The sequence below is a fragment of the Enterobacter sp. JBIWA008 genome, from assembly GCF_019968765.1.
Taxonomy (GTDB): domain Bacteria; phylum Pseudomonadota; class Gammaproteobacteria; order Enterobacterales; family Enterobacteriaceae; genus Enterobacter.
On sequence record NZ_CP074149.1, the window covers coordinates 968,833 to 981,350 of the forward strand.

Here is a 12,518-nt window from a genome sequence, read left to right on the forward strand (position 1 = left end):
ACAAGCGGCTCTCAGGTGCAACAAACGTGAGTAAATTGCGAGGTCAATTCTAATGCCAAAGCGCAAAAAGTACCAGGAAAATGAGGAACGACGCCTTCAGGATTCCCCTGATGGGCTGGTGGTCGCCGCGTCAAAAAACAGGGCGTTCGCTGAACGTCTGGTGGGCGTGATCCGTCTGGCTCTCGCTACGTCGGGAGTGAAAAATGGGCGTCGTTAAGTTAGCAGACTACAGGCCGCCGCTGGAGGTCGTGGAGCATCGCGTGGCGCAGCTGGAAGATGGTTTTACTCGTGTTGCTAATGAGCTTCTCGATGCTGTCATGGCATCCGGACTAAGCGAAACAGAGCTGTGTGTTGTCCTCGCTGTTTGGCGCAAGACGTATGGCTACAACAAGAAGATGGACTGGGTTAGCAATGACCAGCTTGAGCAGATGATTGCCAAGCATCACACACACTGTTCGACAGCAAAAAATCAGCTTGTTGCCAAAAAAGTCTTGGTCCAGGAGGGGCGTAGCGTGGGTATGAATACCAGCATCATCGAGTGGAAAACAAAGATTAACGGATTCTGCAAAACATTAGCTAAACCTGCTAAGGATTCTTTAGCGGAAGTTGCTAATAAAACTTTAGCTGAAAGTGCTAAGGAAACATTAGCGGAAGGTGCTAAGGATGATGGCGAAACCTTAGCAGAATCTGCTTTTGAAACTAAGCAGGATCTGCTAACCACAAAAGACAATATACAAAAGACAATAAATAATACCCCCCAACCCCCAGAGGGGGAGTGTGTCGGGCAGGAAGAAAAACCTGTCTCAAAGAAAACCCCGATCGACTACCAGGCAGTGCTGTCTGCATACAACACCACCCTGGGAGACCGCCTTCCCCAGGCAGAGGCACTAAACGACAAACGTCGCCGTGCTATCAAACGCCTGCTGGCCGAACTGAAAGAGCCAACCGTCGAGGCTGTGGAGAATTACTTCGCCGCGTTCGCCGAGCGAGCACCAAAATTTTACTTCGGTGAGAACGACAGAGGCTGGCGTGCCAGTTTCGATTATCTGCTGCGTTCTGACACCCTGCTGAAAACCAGGGAGAAAGCGCTATGACCGACATGAACATGATCCCGCAGAACATCGAAGCCGAACAAAGCGTGCTGGGCGGTATGATGCTGGATAGCGGTAGCGATCGCTGCCAGACCGCCATGTCGATGCTCAAACCAGAATCGTTCTACATCCGTCCCCACCAGGTGATTTTCGCTGAGATGCGGGAGCTGGTAGCCAACCAGAAGCCTATCGACCTAATCACCCTGATTGAGTCGCTGGAGTCGAAAGGGCTTGGCGAGCAGGCTGGTGGTTTCGCTTACATGGCGGAGATATCCAAAAACACTCCCAGCGCGGCGAACATCGTTCACTACGCAATGCTGGTGCGCGAGAAAGCCATGGAGCGCTACGGCATAGACAAGCTGACCAGCGCCACCGAGCTGCTGTTCTCCCGCAACGGGATGACCACCAGCCAGAAGTTTGACGCTATTCAGACCCTGTTCACCGATATCGCTGACTACGCGAAAACCGGTAACCGCCGAGGGCTTCGCGAGTTTTCGGAAGTGATGGGCGACTGGGTGGACGAGGTGGAAGCGCGCTGGAGTGACTCAGACGCAACGCGCGGACTGTCGACTGGGATCGGCTCGCTGGATGACCTGCTGCAACCGAAAGGGCTGGTTAAAGGCGCTCTGATGGTGATCGGCGCACGTCCAAAGATGGGTAAAACCACGCTGTATAGCCAGCTGGCCGTCAACTGTGCCGAGGTTGAGCAGCTCCCCGCGCTGATGTTCAGCCTCGAAATGCCGGATAAGCAGATTGTGGAGCGCATGATCGGGCAGGTCAGCCGCGTGAATACCGATGTGTTTTATGGCGATCGGTACGACGACGCGCAGGTGGCAATGGCTTTTGCTGCTGGTGGACGTCTGGCCCAGACCGGGAATCTTTACGTCGACGACACGCCCGGGATCACGCTGGCGCACATTGTTGCAGAATCGCGTCGCATCAAACGCGAACGCGGTGCTGTCGGCATGGTGCTGGTGGACTACCTGACCCTGATGACCGCCGATAAGGCTGACCGTAACGACTTGGCCTACGGGATTATCACGAAGGGGCTGAAGAACCTTGCGAAGGAACTGAACTGCATCGTGGTGCTGCTTACCCAGCTGAACCGCGATCTGGAGAAGCGCACCAACAAACGCCCGATGCCGAGTGACTCCCGCGACACCGGTCAGATTGAGCAGGATTGCGATTACTGGATCGGCATTTACCGCGAAGGCGCATACGACGAAAACGCAGATCAGGCGGCTACCGAATTGCTGTTGCGCCTGAACCGCCACGGCCCAACCGGCGTTGTTTACTGCGACCAGCGTAACGGTGCGATCTACGACTGCGACCAGGCTGCTGCTGAGCAGAAGCGCCGCGCGAATGATGCCAGACCCAACAAAAAGAGGGAATTTTGATGAAAATTTACATTGCTGGGCCAATGACCGGCATCCCGAAATATAACCGCCCTGCGTTCCATTTTGAGGCTATGCGCCTGGCTTCGGAAGGCCATGTGGTGTTAAACCCCGCGACGCTTCCCGATGGCCTGAGCCAGCCAGAGTACATGGATATTTGTCTCGCGATGCTCCGCTGCGCTGACGGTATTTTCCTGCTGTCCGGCTGGCAGAACTCCGCAGGCGCAAAAGCGGAACACGCTCTGGCTCAAAAGCTGGATCTGGAAATCATTCATCAGGAGAGTGCGGTATGACCAACAAAACCAAAGAACTCGTAGCTGCCGGACATGCGCTGGCGAAAGAGTTGCATTGCGCTGAGTCTGCTGCGCTGGTGCGTGAACTGGCTACGCAGCTGGATGTGCAGCGTGCTCGCGCTGATGTGTTGGCTGACGTAGAGAAGCAGAACGCCCAACTGAAAGACGAGAACGAATACATCCGCAATCGCTTCAAAGAGCTTGATCGGATGTTCGGTAAGAACCTGCTTGTGATGAAAGCGGCGGTTATCGACTGGCGCACCACCGGAGACGCCAAGAACGGGATGGCATGGATTTTTAACACCCTGCTTGGTCCTGGTGAGCTACCCAACGAGGACGAGAAAGACGCTCAGGCCTACTTTGACCGCGAATACGCGCCACTCGACAAAGAGTTGATGGATCTTCACCAGTGGTTTTGGGAGCGCCATAAGCGCATTGAATCCAAAGGTACTGTTATTCAGGAGGCTGCCCAGTGAACGAAGTATTTGTATTGATCAAGATAACAGCGATGGTCATTGGTATTTCGGTCGCTGTGCTGGGGCTGATGTCATTCGTGATGTGGCAAAACCCGTTTCGCTTCATCAAACCGATGTTTGCCGTAAGGGTTTTGGTGGCGTTAGTAGCATACGCATGGTTCCTTTACTTTATTCCGGGGGCGTCACAATGAACAGAATCACCGAAGGCAAAAAATACTGCTATCGCTACCATGACGGGAACGACAGCGAAGGCCGCCCGATCGTCACTTTGTGGAAGCGCGTAATCATTCGCGAGACAGACAAGACTTTCTGGCACGTCGAAGACATGCCGTACATGACCAATGAGCAGCTTATTAAATACCGGACCGGTGGGCAGCCAGCCAACCAGAAATACCATGTTAAACGCTGCCTAAAAGGTGCTGATCGCTCCAGTTACCATTACACGAGGGAAGAGGCTTTACAGGCATTTGTTCGTCGCAAAACCCACCAGATTAGCAAGATTCAGCTCGCAGAAGAAACAGCGCGCCTGTGTCTTGCCGGTCTTCGTGAAGCCGGGATCATTTCCGAGGGATATCGCTGTAAGGTCGAAAAATTGCCGGATAGCGATATATTCCTCGCTGCCAACCAGCCGGGGCCAATTGCATCAGAATATAGCTGGGGAGAATACTGATGGCTGATAAATTTCCACCAGCAAAAGGGCCGAAGGTGCCGCCTATGCAACCACGCATCACCATCAATATCGGCGAGTCGGCATCATCGGCGCAATTACGCAGGTTGATACGTGATCGGCACGCTGCATGGTCACAGGAAACCTTTGGTGATGTTGGTCCAGTCGGTCCGTTGAAACACCTTGCGAAAGAAGCGCTGGAGGCCGCCGCCGCGCCAGATGATTTATCCGAGTGGGCGGATCTCCAATTCCTCTTGTGGGATGCCCAGCGGCGTGCCGGTATCTCTGACGGCGAAATCACAGCAGCGATGGAAGAAAAGCTGAAAGTGAACATGGCGCGCCAGTGGCCTGAACCGAAGGACGGAGAGCCGCGATTACACATCAAAGAGCCTGACAACGCTCTGGCAATTCCGGATGGTTATGTCGTGGTGCCGATTGAGCCGACAGAAGACATGATCGTTTACGGCTTCGAGTCCGAACCGGATGAGGACTTCAGCGATCCGGCTGTATGGGAGGAATATCAGGCTATGAGTGGGTGCCGACAGGCGGCGCATCGGGCGAAATTATGTTGGGCAGCGATGATTGCAGCAGCGCCAAAGCTGGGGGATGAATGAGCTACTTCTTCCTGATTATTGTGACAGCCAGTAGCACCATGAATATGCAGATTGTACCAATGCAAAGCATGGAACAATGTCAGGCGGCAATAAAAGCGTTAAGCATTGCTGACGAACAACGTTCGTGGAGTGAGACCTCTCCAGCTATCAACAATATCAAATGCGTGGAGGCAAAATAATGGCTAAATCTGCTGCTGAACGCAAAGCCGCCCAGAGAGCCCGACAAGCAGCTGCTGGTGGGCGTAAATTTGAGCTCATACTTGATACGCAGGAACTTGAGATGCTGGAGCGCAATTGTGCATCACGCCGCCCGGGGAGGGCGCCGTATGAAATGAGCGAATACGTCGCGATGCTGATTCGGCAGGACGACGCCCGCGTTCGTGGTCGCATCAAGTCAATCAGGGCGAACCGCTGCGGTAAATGCGGCGATGCGCTGCCGGTTAAGTCGTGTCCGTGCGACGGTGATTCGCAATGCTGGGTTACGCGTGGCTGGCACGAAACGAAACTTGCTATGTGACATGTCACAATGTAATCAATAACATACAAGCCTCTTCGGAGGCTTTTTTGTCGGCGTTAAATTGCTTTTGCCACAATGCCCAGCCATAATATCCCTGTCAGCCTGAACAACTGACACTCGGACATTCGCGCCACGGAGAACACCATGGCGCAGCACCACCAGCTTAAACACAATCGCCTGACGTTATCCGACGTCAGCGACTTGTCGTATCTGTCGCTTAACCTCTTCGGGGGTGACGCGTGAGCCAACAATTCCACCTCGTTAACGAAAGCGTTAAGCAGAACGCTATCAACTACATTCGTCAGTTGCCGGTCGACAGCAAGCGCCCGCTGATTCTCGACGTGAAAGAATCGACGCGCACCGCCATTCAAAACCGCAAGATGTGGCCGTTACTGAAAGACCTTTCCGACCAGGTTCTCTGGTTCGGCAATAAATACGATTCCGACGACTGGAAAGACCTCATCACCGCGCTGGTGGCGAAGACCAAAAAGCAGGAACAGCGAATGGCCCCCGGCCTTGATGGCGGCGTCGTGATGTTCGGCCAGCGCACCAGCAAAATGACCATTCCCCAGATGGTAGAGGTCATCGAGGCGATTTACTGGTTCGGCACCCAGCAGGGCGTCACCTTCAGCGAACAATCCCGCAATGAAATCGAGTGGGCAAAGCGTTGGGGGGATAGCAATGCGAAATAACCCCAATCAGAAAACCTACCGCAGCAAAAAATGGCTCGCTGCTGTCGGGCAGATCGAACAATGCGTGTTATGCGGTTCGTGGGGGACGCAGGTAGCACATCGCAATGAAGGCAAAGGCATGGGCCTGAAAGCTGATGATTGCGCCACGGCGGCGATCTGCATTTGCTGCCACGATAGCATCGACAACGGGAGCAAGCTATCGCGCGACGAACGCCGCCAGCTGATGGACCGCGCTATCGTTCTGACCGTTATCCAGATCGCTCGCCTTGGGTTGGTGGTGCCAGCATGAAAATTTACGATATCACCCCGATCAGCAAGCCCCGCATGACCCGGAGCGATCGCTGGCGCAGCAGGCCGGAAACTTCCGCTTACTGGTTCTTTAAAGTTCAAGTGCGCCGTCTCGGTATAACCCTCCCGGAATCCGGTTACCACATAACATTCGTATTGCCCATGCCGAAAAGCTGGAGCAAGAAAAAGCGTCAGCAGCATGACGGCCAGCCACACCAGACCAAGCCGGATAAGGACAATCTGGAGAAAGCGTTACTGGATGCGATATTCGATGATGACTGTCGGATATGGGACGGCAGGGTAACGAAACGATGGGGAGAGACAGGCCAGATCATTATCCAGGAGAATGCAGAATGACACGCAACGACATTAACAATTACCAGAAAGCGTCTGTTGAGCGTACCGACTCGCAAAACGCCTGGGTGACGCTGGCAGCAGCACCACGCAGATCTTACCTGGGGAAATACCGCCGACTGACACCATCGCAAAGCCGTTGGGTTCGTTCGTTGCTGAACCACTGGGGCGGTATGTACGGGGGCAGCGGAACAGAGCACCTTTCTGGTGGCGGTGGTATGTGGTCAATGATATTGACCGGCTGGACTGGCGAGCAGCAGGAGCGGATCGCTACCGTGCTGTCTGGTCTGCGTAAAATTGGCTATACCGGCGATGCGTTGTTTGAGCAGGCGAGAGCCATCATCTGGCCGAAGAAATCACTTTCTGACCTGATTGGCAATGCCGGTGATCAGGAGGAAGCTGCATTCATGGAGGCTATCATCCTGAAGTCCTTCAAGCCGGGTAATCCCGTGTATGAGATAGGGAAGGACTATTACACCTGGCGGAAAACCATCAATGGCATGGCACGATGGATGCAGTATTACTACGCGCCGTTTCTGACCGAAAAGCAATGTATTGACCGTGTGCGCTGGTGTATTGAGTTGTTCAACTCTGCTGTCTTCTTCACGTTAAAAGATGAATTAGGATTCGAAAATGCAAAAACTTGCGAAAAAGACTTGAAAACGAGTTTTGAAACTGCATAATTCAGATATGCTCGGACGTCAAAGGCGAAAGAGCTTACCCACCAGCGGAGATGCCTTGCGCGGAGCGGTGGGAACCACATTTAAGCCCTTGCAGAAATGCAGGGGCTTTTTTATTGGCTCAATGCCACCGGGTGAATAATGTATGCACACGGCGATCATCTGCGCTTCTGGCCCGTCCCTTACTCCCGTTGACTGTCAAATAGCTGCACGCTCAGGGCTTCCTGTGATAGCGGTTAATTCATCATGGCGAGCCATACCGGAATGCACCCACATTTACGCTGGCGATCTGCGCTGGTGGGATGTGAACATTCCCGCGCTGCCCGATGGCCCAGAACGCTGGTCATGTAACCGGAGAGCACACACCCGATACGGCGTGAACCTCTTCCCGACAGATACCAGCGGCACATTCAATTCGGGGCAGAGAGCGATCCTGTTCGCTCACTGGCTCGGTGCCATGCGCATCATCCTGCTCGGCTTCGATTGCTCAATATCAAATGGTAGTCACTGGCATGGCGATCATACAGCGCTTGATAACCCGACAGCAGCGAACGTAAAGCGCTGGCATGGCGAGTTTGCCCGGGTTGCTGCGCAGCTGCGTGGAAGCGTCAATATCATCAACAGCAGCCGCCAGACGGCGCTTAATTGCTTTCGTCGTCTACCTCTTGAAGCGGCGATCAGCGAGGTTACATGCTGAATCCTCCGATTTACATCGATGGCATGCTGGGAATGGGAGACACCATTTACCAGCGCGCTTTCGTCAAACAGCTGCCTGCGGGGACATTCATTAAGACGGCATGGCCGGAGCTTTACGAAGACCTGCCAGTAAAAGCTGTCCGAAGTGATACCGCGCTTAGAACGCAGCGAAAAAACGAGTTTCGCAGCTCTGCAAAGTTTTATCCGCCGCCATCGCCACGACAGACGAAGCGAATATTTTACGGACCGGATGATCTGCGGCGCGGTTCGATATTTGATGCAATGCGCCGCCAGTTCGGCGTAACGCCAGCAGCGCTTGATTTGCCATCCTTTGGCCCGGCGCAGTTTACGCACCAAAAGCCGATCGCCGTTATCCGTCCGGCAACGGTTCGTTCTGAATGGCGTAGCGACTCCCGAAACCCTGACCCCGATTACCTCCTGCGCGCATCGAGAATCCTGCGGAAACATTTCTGCGTGATTAGCGTTGCTGATTTGCAGGACGGGGAAGAGTGGCTGGTGGGTGAAGAACCAGAGGCGGATCTGAAAATGCACGCTGGCGAGCTCAATATCAAAGAGCTGATGTGCCTGGTAGAGCATGCAGCTGTCGTGGTTACGCCTGTCGGCTGGGCGCTGCCAGCTGCCATTGCGTATAAAACACCTGTTTACGTTATCGCTGGTGGGCGAGGTGGGCATAACGCTCCCGAGATAGTCACCGATCCGGCGATGGATTTATCCCGCGTTGGCTGGGCAATCCCGGACAATTATTGTCGCTGCGAAGCGTGGGATCACCATTGCGACAAACACATCTCCAACTTTGATTCAAAATTCGAGGCCTGGCTGAATGAAGTCGTTTTATCAGGAACTGAACAGCGGGCTGGTATTCCTCCCGGAGCTGGGCATCGGTCGTTATCCGGTTCCGGCGTCACGCCCGTATGACGAGCAGTATTTTGCGAAGTATCAGCAGCTGGCCGACACCGAAACGGGCAGAGCCTTAACGCAATCCCGTATTGAGCTGGTGGAGCGCCATTTTCACGGTCCTGTTCTCGACGTTGGTATCGGCGCTGGTCAGTTCGTCTCTACCCGACCGGGAACGCTTGGGTATGACGTTAATCCGGCTGGTATCGCCTGGCTGAACAAGCGGGGCGCATTCGCTGACCTCTACGCCAGTCAGTGGCGCGCGCTGACGATGTGGGATGTACTGGAGCACATCGACGAGCCGGAGCTGGCAGTACAGCAGGCTAAAGAGTTTGTTTTCGTTTCGATCCCCATTTTTACCGATGCCGGAGACATTCTTCGCTCGCACCATTTCAGGAAGAACGAGCACATCTGGTATTTCACTGATGAAGGTATCAGGCGCTGGTTTGCTGAGCAGGGCTTCGAATGCGTGGAACACAACAATATCGAGTGTGAGCTCGGGCGCAAAGGTGTTGGCACTTACGCTTTCAGGCGTACTTGAGTTAACCCTCATTTTGCCCGCTTCGGCGGGCCTCTTTTTCAGGCTACGGGAATCATCCTCGACGTGCTTTGTGTTAAATCCAGCCCGATAGCCTGAACCCTACACACGGAAATCATATGTCTGATCCATTAACTGTAGCTGGTGGGTTTGCTGCCGGGACTGTGGGGGTGACGCTTGCCACTCTATTTCCCGAAGCCACTCCCGGCGTAATGCTTTTCTCCCTCGGAGGTGCCGCGCTCTATGTGTTGACGTCTGAGCCGCACCAGATATGGAAACAGGCGGTATTCGCGATTATTTCGTTTCTTGGCGGCGTCTCGTTCGCGGTGCCTATGGCGACCATCATGGCTGGCGTTATTAACTCTGCACTGAGTTTGCTGACACCACCAGTGACCATCGAAGTATCACCAAATATCGGCGCGCTGGTCGCCGCATCCATTTCGGTCGCTATCCTCCTTCGCATTTTGTCCAAATCCAAAAACGGGAGCCTTCCCGGACTGGATGGGGGTGATGAATGACATGGGATTCGCTGATGCTTCACGCAAACGCGGTGGTTTGCCTGCTGATAATGTTCCGTCTGATGTTCTTCAATAAGACGGGGAAAGCGTATCGGCTTGGCGTCTCATTGTTTGCGTACCTGATTATTCTTTCAGCCGGATATACCGCATTCCGGATTATCCATGGCGATTACGTACAGGTCGACCCTGGTGAATTCATGCTGAATGCGACTGTTTGCGTCTCGGTATGGGTGGCTGGCGGGAACCTGGCAAAATTTGTGAGAGCAACATAGATGAATCAATCTCAATTTCAAATGGCGGCTGGTATCAGCGCCGGGTTGGCTGCGCGCTGGTTTCAACCAGTAGATGCGGCGATGAAAGAATTTGGCATTACAGCACCTGCGGATCAGGCCATGTTCATCGCTCAGGTAGGTCATGAGTCTGGTGGCTTTAGCGCTGTAGTTGAAAATTTGAACTACACGCCATCGGCGCTGGTGGCGACCTTCGGAAAGAGGATCACACAGCAGCAGGCTGATGCGCTTGGGAGAACAACCGAACACGCAGCCCGCCAGGATGCCATCGCCAATCTGGTGTATAGCAACCGCCTGGGTAACAAAGCGCCCGGCGACGGCTGGAAATATCGCGGCAGAGGGTTAATTCAAATCACTGGCCTCGACAATTATCGCACCTGCGGGGCGGCGCTGAAGTTAGACCTCGTTACTTCACCTGAACAGCTCGAACAGGAACTTCAGGCAGCACGCTCTGCCGCCTGGTTCTACACATCCAAAGGGTGCATGGCCTACGGTGCCGATATTACTCGTGTTACGCGCATCATTAACGGCGGCCTGAATGGCATTGATGACCGCAAGATCCGCTACAACAAAGCGCGGGCGGCGCTGCTGGTATGAAAATGAGTTATTGGGTGCTCATTGTGACGTTTATCGGCTGTATTGCGGGCGGTCTTGTCTGGTCAGCGGATCACTATCATGGAAAGTTTCTGGAGGAACAGCGTCGCGCTGACGATGCAGAACAGCGTGCTGATTCCTCTGAGAGCATCACCGCTAATGTCCTGCGCACCGTAGCAATAACAAACATCATTCTGGAGACAAACCAACATGCCAAGCAGCAGATCGCACTGGAGTCACAGAGAGCCGAGAACGATATCAAAGCTGCTGTTGCGGATGATGATTGTGCTGTTCGTTTTGTGCCTGCTGGCGCAGTTAAGCGGATGCACGAATACGCGAACGGTCTACGTTCCGGTACCGGTAGTTCCGTTACCAGCCAGCCTGACGGCTGAAACACCCCAGCCAGAATTACCCGACCCGTTTACGTGGGGAGCAAGTCTTGACCTGAATGTCGCGTTGCTGTCAGCGCTGGCGCAGTGCAACAGGGATAAGGCTGATATCAGGACTTTCGAGAACAACAGGGCAGGACAAACCGATGGCACGATTAAACGTTGAAGTTATCCCACCAGACAGCAAGGCGCTGAACGGGATTTTTGCAGAGATTGAGCGCAAATATGCGTGTCAGCCGCTGACGCCAAAAGTAATTGATGAAATGCAACGCGAAGCGACGCGCCTTGTACGGCGAATGATAACCACAAAGGTTACGTTCGTCCGGGACTGACATTACAGAAGCCCTTCACTGAGGGGCTTCGATAATGGAGCACTGGAATTATTCATGAACAGACCACACCCACCAGCGCATTTTACGATGCCACCTGACCCGAAGCCTTACATCAGCATAATGCCCGCCAGTGACGTTGGTGAGTGGCTGAATCAGCACATCCTGAGCTATGAGGGTGACCTCTACAACCCTGATCACCAGCATTTGCTTGAAGCGGATCTGTGCTTTCTCTGGGCGTCGAACGCTTTCGAGAAGAAAGGGCGTTCCGTGCTGGGGCAGGCGGAAGAAGTGGCAATGCGGGCTGGAGGATGGCAGAAAGCGCGGATGGAGCAGCAGATGTATGAATGGTTCGGCAGGGTGCCGCAGTTCATCATCACGCTCGCCGCCGATTACTGTTCGCAATGTTCCGATCTGGAGTTCTGCGCGCTGATAGAGCACGAGCTTTATCACATCTGCCAGGCGACAGATGAATTTGGCGCGCCGAAGTTCACGCAGGAAGGGCAGCCAAAGCTGAAGCTGCGCGGCCATGACGTGGAAGAGTTTGTAGGCGTGGTTCGCCGTTACGGTGCGAGCCGGGACGTGCAGGAAATGATTGATGCGGCGAATCAGCCAGCGGAGGTTGCTCATCTCGATATTGCCAGAGCGTGCGGGACGTGCATGCTGCGACTGGCTTAAATACTGGACTGTATAAGACGAATGGTGATTTATGGCTGCATTAAAACCTGATGTGAAAGCCTTCATCATTCAGTCGCTTGCGTGCTATGACACGCCATCGCAGGTGGTCGAGGCTGTCCAAAAAGAATTCGGGATCAAGATCACCCGCCAGCAGGCTGAATCTCACGACCCCACGAAGGCCAGCGGTAAGACGCTCGCCAAAAAGTGGATCGAGATGTTCCACGCGACGCGCGAACGGTTCCTGACCGAAACCAGCGACATTCCGATCGCGAACAAATCCTATCGCCTCCGCGTGCTTGACCGCATGGCAACCAAAACCGAGGGGATGAAAAACTTCTCCCTGACGGCGCAGCTTATCGAACAGGCCGCGAAAGAGGTTGGCGACGCTTACACCAATAAGCTGAAGGTTGAGAGCACTGGCAAGGATGGCGGCCCGATCAAGACCGAGACGACCAACCTCACCGCAGATCAGGCCGCAGAGCTTTACCGCAAGATGATGGGGTGA

The 12,518-nt window shown here is 54.1% G+C and carries 24 protein-coding genes and 1 pseudogene; all 25 read left to right on the forward strand.

Going from position 1 to position 12,518, the window contains the following annotated elements; genetic code table 11:
* The first annotated feature begins 52 nt into the window (after positions 1-52).
* The 25 genes and pseudogenes from KGP24_RS04645 to KGP24_RS04765 all read left to right on the forward strand — a co-directional run bounded on the left by KGP24_RS04645 (position 53) and on the right by KGP24_RS04765 (position 12,518).
* Positions 53-217, forward strand: coding sequence for a hypothetical protein (locus tag KGP24_RS04645; RefSeq protein ID WP_021241755.1), 165 nt, complete (start codon positions 53-55; stop codon positions 215-217).
* The gene (locus KGP24_RS04650; RefSeq protein ID WP_223562515.1) at positions 204-1,094 is read left to right on the forward strand and encodes a replication protein; all 891 of its coding nucleotides are present in this window, start codon (positions 204-206) and stop codon (positions 1,092-1,094) included. The genes KGP24_RS04645 and KGP24_RS04650 overlap by 14 nt, the downstream gene beginning before the upstream one ends.
* Entirely contained in the window at positions 1,091-2,488 is a 1,398-nt protein-coding gene (locus KGP24_RS04655; protein WP_178328222.1) for a DnaB-like helicase C-terminal domain-containing protein, read from the forward strand. Before KGP24_RS04650 ends, KGP24_RS04655 begins: the two co-directional genes overlap by 4 nt.
* Positions 2,488-2,778 (forward strand): DUF4406 domain-containing protein, encoded by a 291-nt coding sequence (locus KGP24_RS04660; protein WP_045399478.1) that lies wholly within the window; start codon positions 2,488-2,490, stop codon positions 2,776-2,778. Before KGP24_RS04655 ends, KGP24_RS04660 begins: the two co-directional genes overlap by 1 nt.
* 140 nt (positions 2,779-2,918) lie before the next feature.
* Positions 2,919-3,254, forward strand: a pseudogene (locus tag KGP24_RS04665) (ead/Ea22-like family protein); the annotation flags it as partial.
* A complete protein-coding gene (locus KGP24_RS04670) occupies positions 3,251-3,445 on the forward strand; it encodes a hypothetical protein (protein ID WP_137470398.1) in 195 nt (64 codons plus the stop codon). The pseudogene KGP24_RS04665 and the gene KGP24_RS04670, both read left to right, overlap by 4 nt.
* Positions 3,442-3,924, forward strand: coding sequence for a hypothetical protein (locus tag KGP24_RS04675; protein WP_223562516.1), 483 nt, complete (start codon positions 3,442-3,444; stop codon positions 3,922-3,924). Before KGP24_RS04670 ends, KGP24_RS04675 begins: the two co-directional genes overlap by 4 nt.
* Before the next feature lie 44 nt (positions 3,925-3,968).
* Positions 3,969-4,535, forward strand: coding sequence for a dATP/dGTP pyrophosphohydrolase domain-containing protein (locus KGP24_RS04680; protein WP_223563452.1), 567 nt, complete (start codon positions 3,969-3,971; stop codon positions 4,533-4,535).
* The gene (locus KGP24_RS04685) at positions 4,532-4,714 is read left to right on the forward strand and encodes a hypothetical protein (protein ID WP_223562517.1); all 183 of its coding nucleotides are present in this window, start codon (positions 4,532-4,534) and stop codon (positions 4,712-4,714) included. The genes KGP24_RS04680 and KGP24_RS04685 overlap by 4 nt, the downstream gene beginning before the upstream one ends.
* Positions 4,714-5,052 (forward strand): hypothetical protein, encoded by a 339-nt coding sequence (locus tag KGP24_RS04690; RefSeq protein ID WP_223562518.1) that lies wholly within the window; start codon positions 4,714-4,716, stop codon positions 5,050-5,052. The genes KGP24_RS04685 and KGP24_RS04690 overlap by 1 nt, the downstream gene beginning before the upstream one ends.
* A 239-nt stretch (positions 5,053-5,291) precedes the next feature.
* Positions 5,292-5,744 carry a recombination protein NinB gene (locus KGP24_RS04695; RefSeq protein WP_045354709.1) on the forward strand — a complete coding sequence of 151 codons (453 nt, stop codon included), beginning with the start codon at positions 5,292-5,294 and terminating at the stop codon, positions 5,742-5,744.
* On the forward strand, positions 5,734-6,033 hold the full coding sequence (locus tag KGP24_RS04700) for a DUF1364 domain-containing protein (RefSeq protein WP_223562519.1): 300 nt from the start codon (positions 5,734-5,736) through the stop codon (positions 6,031-6,033). The genes KGP24_RS04695 and KGP24_RS04700 overlap by 11 nt, the downstream gene beginning before the upstream one ends.
* On the forward strand, positions 6,030-6,389 hold the full coding sequence (locus tag KGP24_RS04705; protein ID WP_223562520.1) for a RusA family crossover junction endodeoxyribonuclease: 360 nt from the start codon (positions 6,030-6,032) through the stop codon (positions 6,387-6,389). The genes KGP24_RS04700 and KGP24_RS04705 overlap by 4 nt, the downstream gene beginning before the upstream one ends.
* Complete coding sequence (locus KGP24_RS04710) at positions 6,386-7,069, forward strand: hypothetical protein (RefSeq protein WP_223562521.1); 684 nt, start codon at positions 6,386-6,388, stop codon at positions 7,067-7,069. Before KGP24_RS04705 ends, KGP24_RS04710 begins: the two co-directional genes overlap by 4 nt.
* A gap of 223 nt (positions 7,070-7,292) precedes the next feature.
* On the forward strand, positions 7,293-7,763 hold the full coding sequence (locus KGP24_RS04715) for a hypothetical protein (protein WP_223562522.1): 471 nt from the start codon (positions 7,293-7,295) through the stop codon (positions 7,761-7,763).
* On the forward strand, positions 7,757-8,698 hold the full coding sequence (locus KGP24_RS04720; protein ID WP_223562523.1) for a hypothetical protein: 942 nt from the start codon (positions 7,757-7,759) through the stop codon (positions 8,696-8,698). The genes KGP24_RS04715 and KGP24_RS04720 overlap by 7 nt, the downstream gene beginning before the upstream one ends.
* On the forward strand, positions 8,604-9,218 hold the full coding sequence (locus KGP24_RS04725; protein ID WP_223562524.1) for a methyltransferase domain-containing protein: 615 nt from the start codon (positions 8,604-8,606) through the stop codon (positions 9,216-9,218). Before KGP24_RS04720 ends, KGP24_RS04725 begins: the two co-directional genes overlap by 95 nt.
* Before the next feature lie 116 nt (positions 9,219-9,334).
* Entirely contained in the window at positions 9,335-9,733 is a 399-nt protein-coding gene (locus KGP24_RS04730) for a putative holin (RefSeq protein ID WP_032666047.1), read from the forward strand.
* Positions 9,730-10,005, forward strand: a complete 276-nt coding sequence (locus tag KGP24_RS04735) for a phage holin family protein (RefSeq protein WP_223562525.1) — start codon at positions 9,730-9,732, stop codon at positions 10,003-10,005. Before KGP24_RS04730 ends, KGP24_RS04735 begins: the two co-directional genes overlap by 4 nt.
* Entirely contained in the window at positions 10,006-10,620 is a 615-nt protein-coding gene (locus KGP24_RS04740; protein WP_031275085.1) for a glycoside hydrolase family 19 protein, read from the forward strand.
* Entirely contained in the window at positions 10,617-11,009 is a 393-nt protein-coding gene (locus KGP24_RS04745) for a DUF2570 domain-containing protein (protein WP_223562526.1), read from the forward strand. Before KGP24_RS04740 ends, KGP24_RS04745 begins: the two co-directional genes overlap by 4 nt.
* Positions 10,894-11,172 (forward strand): hypothetical protein, encoded by a 279-nt coding sequence (locus tag KGP24_RS04750; protein WP_078341569.1) that lies wholly within the window; start codon positions 10,894-10,896, stop codon positions 11,170-11,172. Before KGP24_RS04745 ends, KGP24_RS04750 begins: the two co-directional genes overlap by 116 nt.
* The gene (locus KGP24_RS04755; protein ID WP_223562527.1) at positions 11,153-11,338 is read left to right on the forward strand and encodes a hypothetical protein; all 186 of its coding nucleotides are present in this window, start codon (positions 11,153-11,155) and stop codon (positions 11,336-11,338) included. The genes KGP24_RS04750 and KGP24_RS04755 overlap by 20 nt, the downstream gene beginning before the upstream one ends.
* A gap of 54 nt (positions 11,339-11,392) precedes the next feature.
* A complete protein-coding gene (locus tag KGP24_RS04760; protein WP_223562528.1) occupies positions 11,393-12,013 on the forward strand; it encodes a putative metallopeptidase in 621 nt (206 codons plus the stop codon).
* Between the two features lie 31 nt (positions 12,014-12,044).
* On the forward strand, positions 12,045-12,518 hold the full coding sequence (locus KGP24_RS04765; protein WP_000729396.1) for a DUF2280 domain-containing protein: 474 nt from the start codon (positions 12,045-12,047) through the stop codon (positions 12,516-12,518).

What these genes read in the sequence shown, in the direction of transcription:
- KGP24_RS04645 (WP_021241755.1), top strand. Translation starts at nt 53, where the DNA reads ATGCCAAAGCGCAAAAAGTACCAGGAAAATGAGGAACGACGCCTTCAG.
- KGP24_RS04650 (WP_223562515.1), top strand. Translation starts at nt 204, where the DNA reads ATGGGCGTCGTTAAGTTAGCAGACTACAGGCCGCCGCTGGAGGTCGTG.
- KGP24_RS04655 (WP_178328222.1), top strand. Translation starts at nt 1,091, where the DNA reads ATGACCGACATGAACATGATCCCGCAGAACATCGAAGCCGAACAAAGC.
- KGP24_RS04660 (WP_045399478.1), top strand. Translation starts at nt 2,488, where the DNA reads ATGAAAATTTACATTGCTGGGCCAATGACCGGCATCCCGAAATATAAC.
- KGP24_RS04675 (WP_223562516.1), top strand. Translation starts at nt 3,442, where the DNA reads ATGAACAGAATCACCGAAGGCAAAAAATACTGCTATCGCTACCATGAC.
- KGP24_RS04680 (WP_223563452.1), top strand. Translation starts at nt 3,969, where the DNA reads ATGCAACCACGCATCACCATCAATATCGGCGAGTCGGCATCATCGGCG.
- KGP24_RS04685 (WP_223562517.1), top strand. Translation starts at nt 4,532, where the DNA reads ATGAGCTACTTCTTCCTGATTATTGTGACAGCCAGTAGCACCATGAAT.
- KGP24_RS04690 (WP_223562518.1), top strand. Translation starts at nt 4,714, where the DNA reads ATGGCTAAATCTGCTGCTGAACGCAAAGCCGCCCAGAGAGCCCGACAA.
- KGP24_RS04700 (WP_223562519.1), top strand. Translation starts at nt 5,734, where the DNA reads ATGCGAAATAACCCCAATCAGAAAACCTACCGCAGCAAAAAATGGCTC.
- KGP24_RS04705 (WP_223562520.1), top strand. Translation starts at nt 6,030, where the DNA reads ATGAAAATTTACGATATCACCCCGATCAGCAAGCCCCGCATGACCCGG.
- KGP24_RS04710 (WP_223562521.1), top strand. Translation starts at nt 6,386, where the DNA reads ATGACACGCAACGACATTAACAATTACCAGAAAGCGTCTGTTGAGCGT.
- KGP24_RS04720 (WP_223562523.1), top strand. Translation starts at nt 7,757, where the DNA reads ATGCTGAATCCTCCGATTTACATCGATGGCATGCTGGGAATGGGAGAC.
- KGP24_RS04725 (WP_223562524.1), top strand. Translation starts at nt 8,604, where the DNA reads ATGAAGTCGTTTTATCAGGAACTGAACAGCGGGCTGGTATTCCTCCCG.
- KGP24_RS04730 (WP_032666047.1), top strand. Translation starts at nt 9,335, where the DNA reads ATGTCTGATCCATTAACTGTAGCTGGTGGGTTTGCTGCCGGGACTGTG.
- KGP24_RS04735 (WP_223562525.1), top strand. Translation starts at nt 9,730, where the DNA reads ATGACATGGGATTCGCTGATGCTTCACGCAAACGCGGTGGTTTGCCTG.
- KGP24_RS04740 (WP_031275085.1), top strand. Translation starts at nt 10,006, where the DNA reads ATGAATCAATCTCAATTTCAAATGGCGGCTGGTATCAGCGCCGGGTTG.
- KGP24_RS04745 (WP_223562526.1), top strand. Translation starts at nt 10,617, where the DNA reads ATGAAAATGAGTTATTGGGTGCTCATTGTGACGTTTATCGGCTGTATT.
- KGP24_RS04750 (WP_078341569.1), top strand. Translation starts at nt 10,894, where the DNA reads ATGATGATTGTGCTGTTCGTTTTGTGCCTGCTGGCGCAGTTAAGCGGA.
- KGP24_RS04755 (WP_223562527.1), top strand. Translation starts at nt 11,153, where the DNA reads ATGGCACGATTAAACGTTGAAGTTATCCCACCAGACAGCAAGGCGCTG.
- KGP24_RS04760 (WP_223562528.1), top strand. Translation starts at nt 11,393, where the DNA reads ATGAACAGACCACACCCACCAGCGCATTTTACGATGCCACCTGACCCG.
- KGP24_RS04765 (WP_000729396.1), top strand. Translation starts at nt 12,045, where the DNA reads ATGGCTGCATTAAAACCTGATGTGAAAGCCTTCATCATTCAGTCGCTT.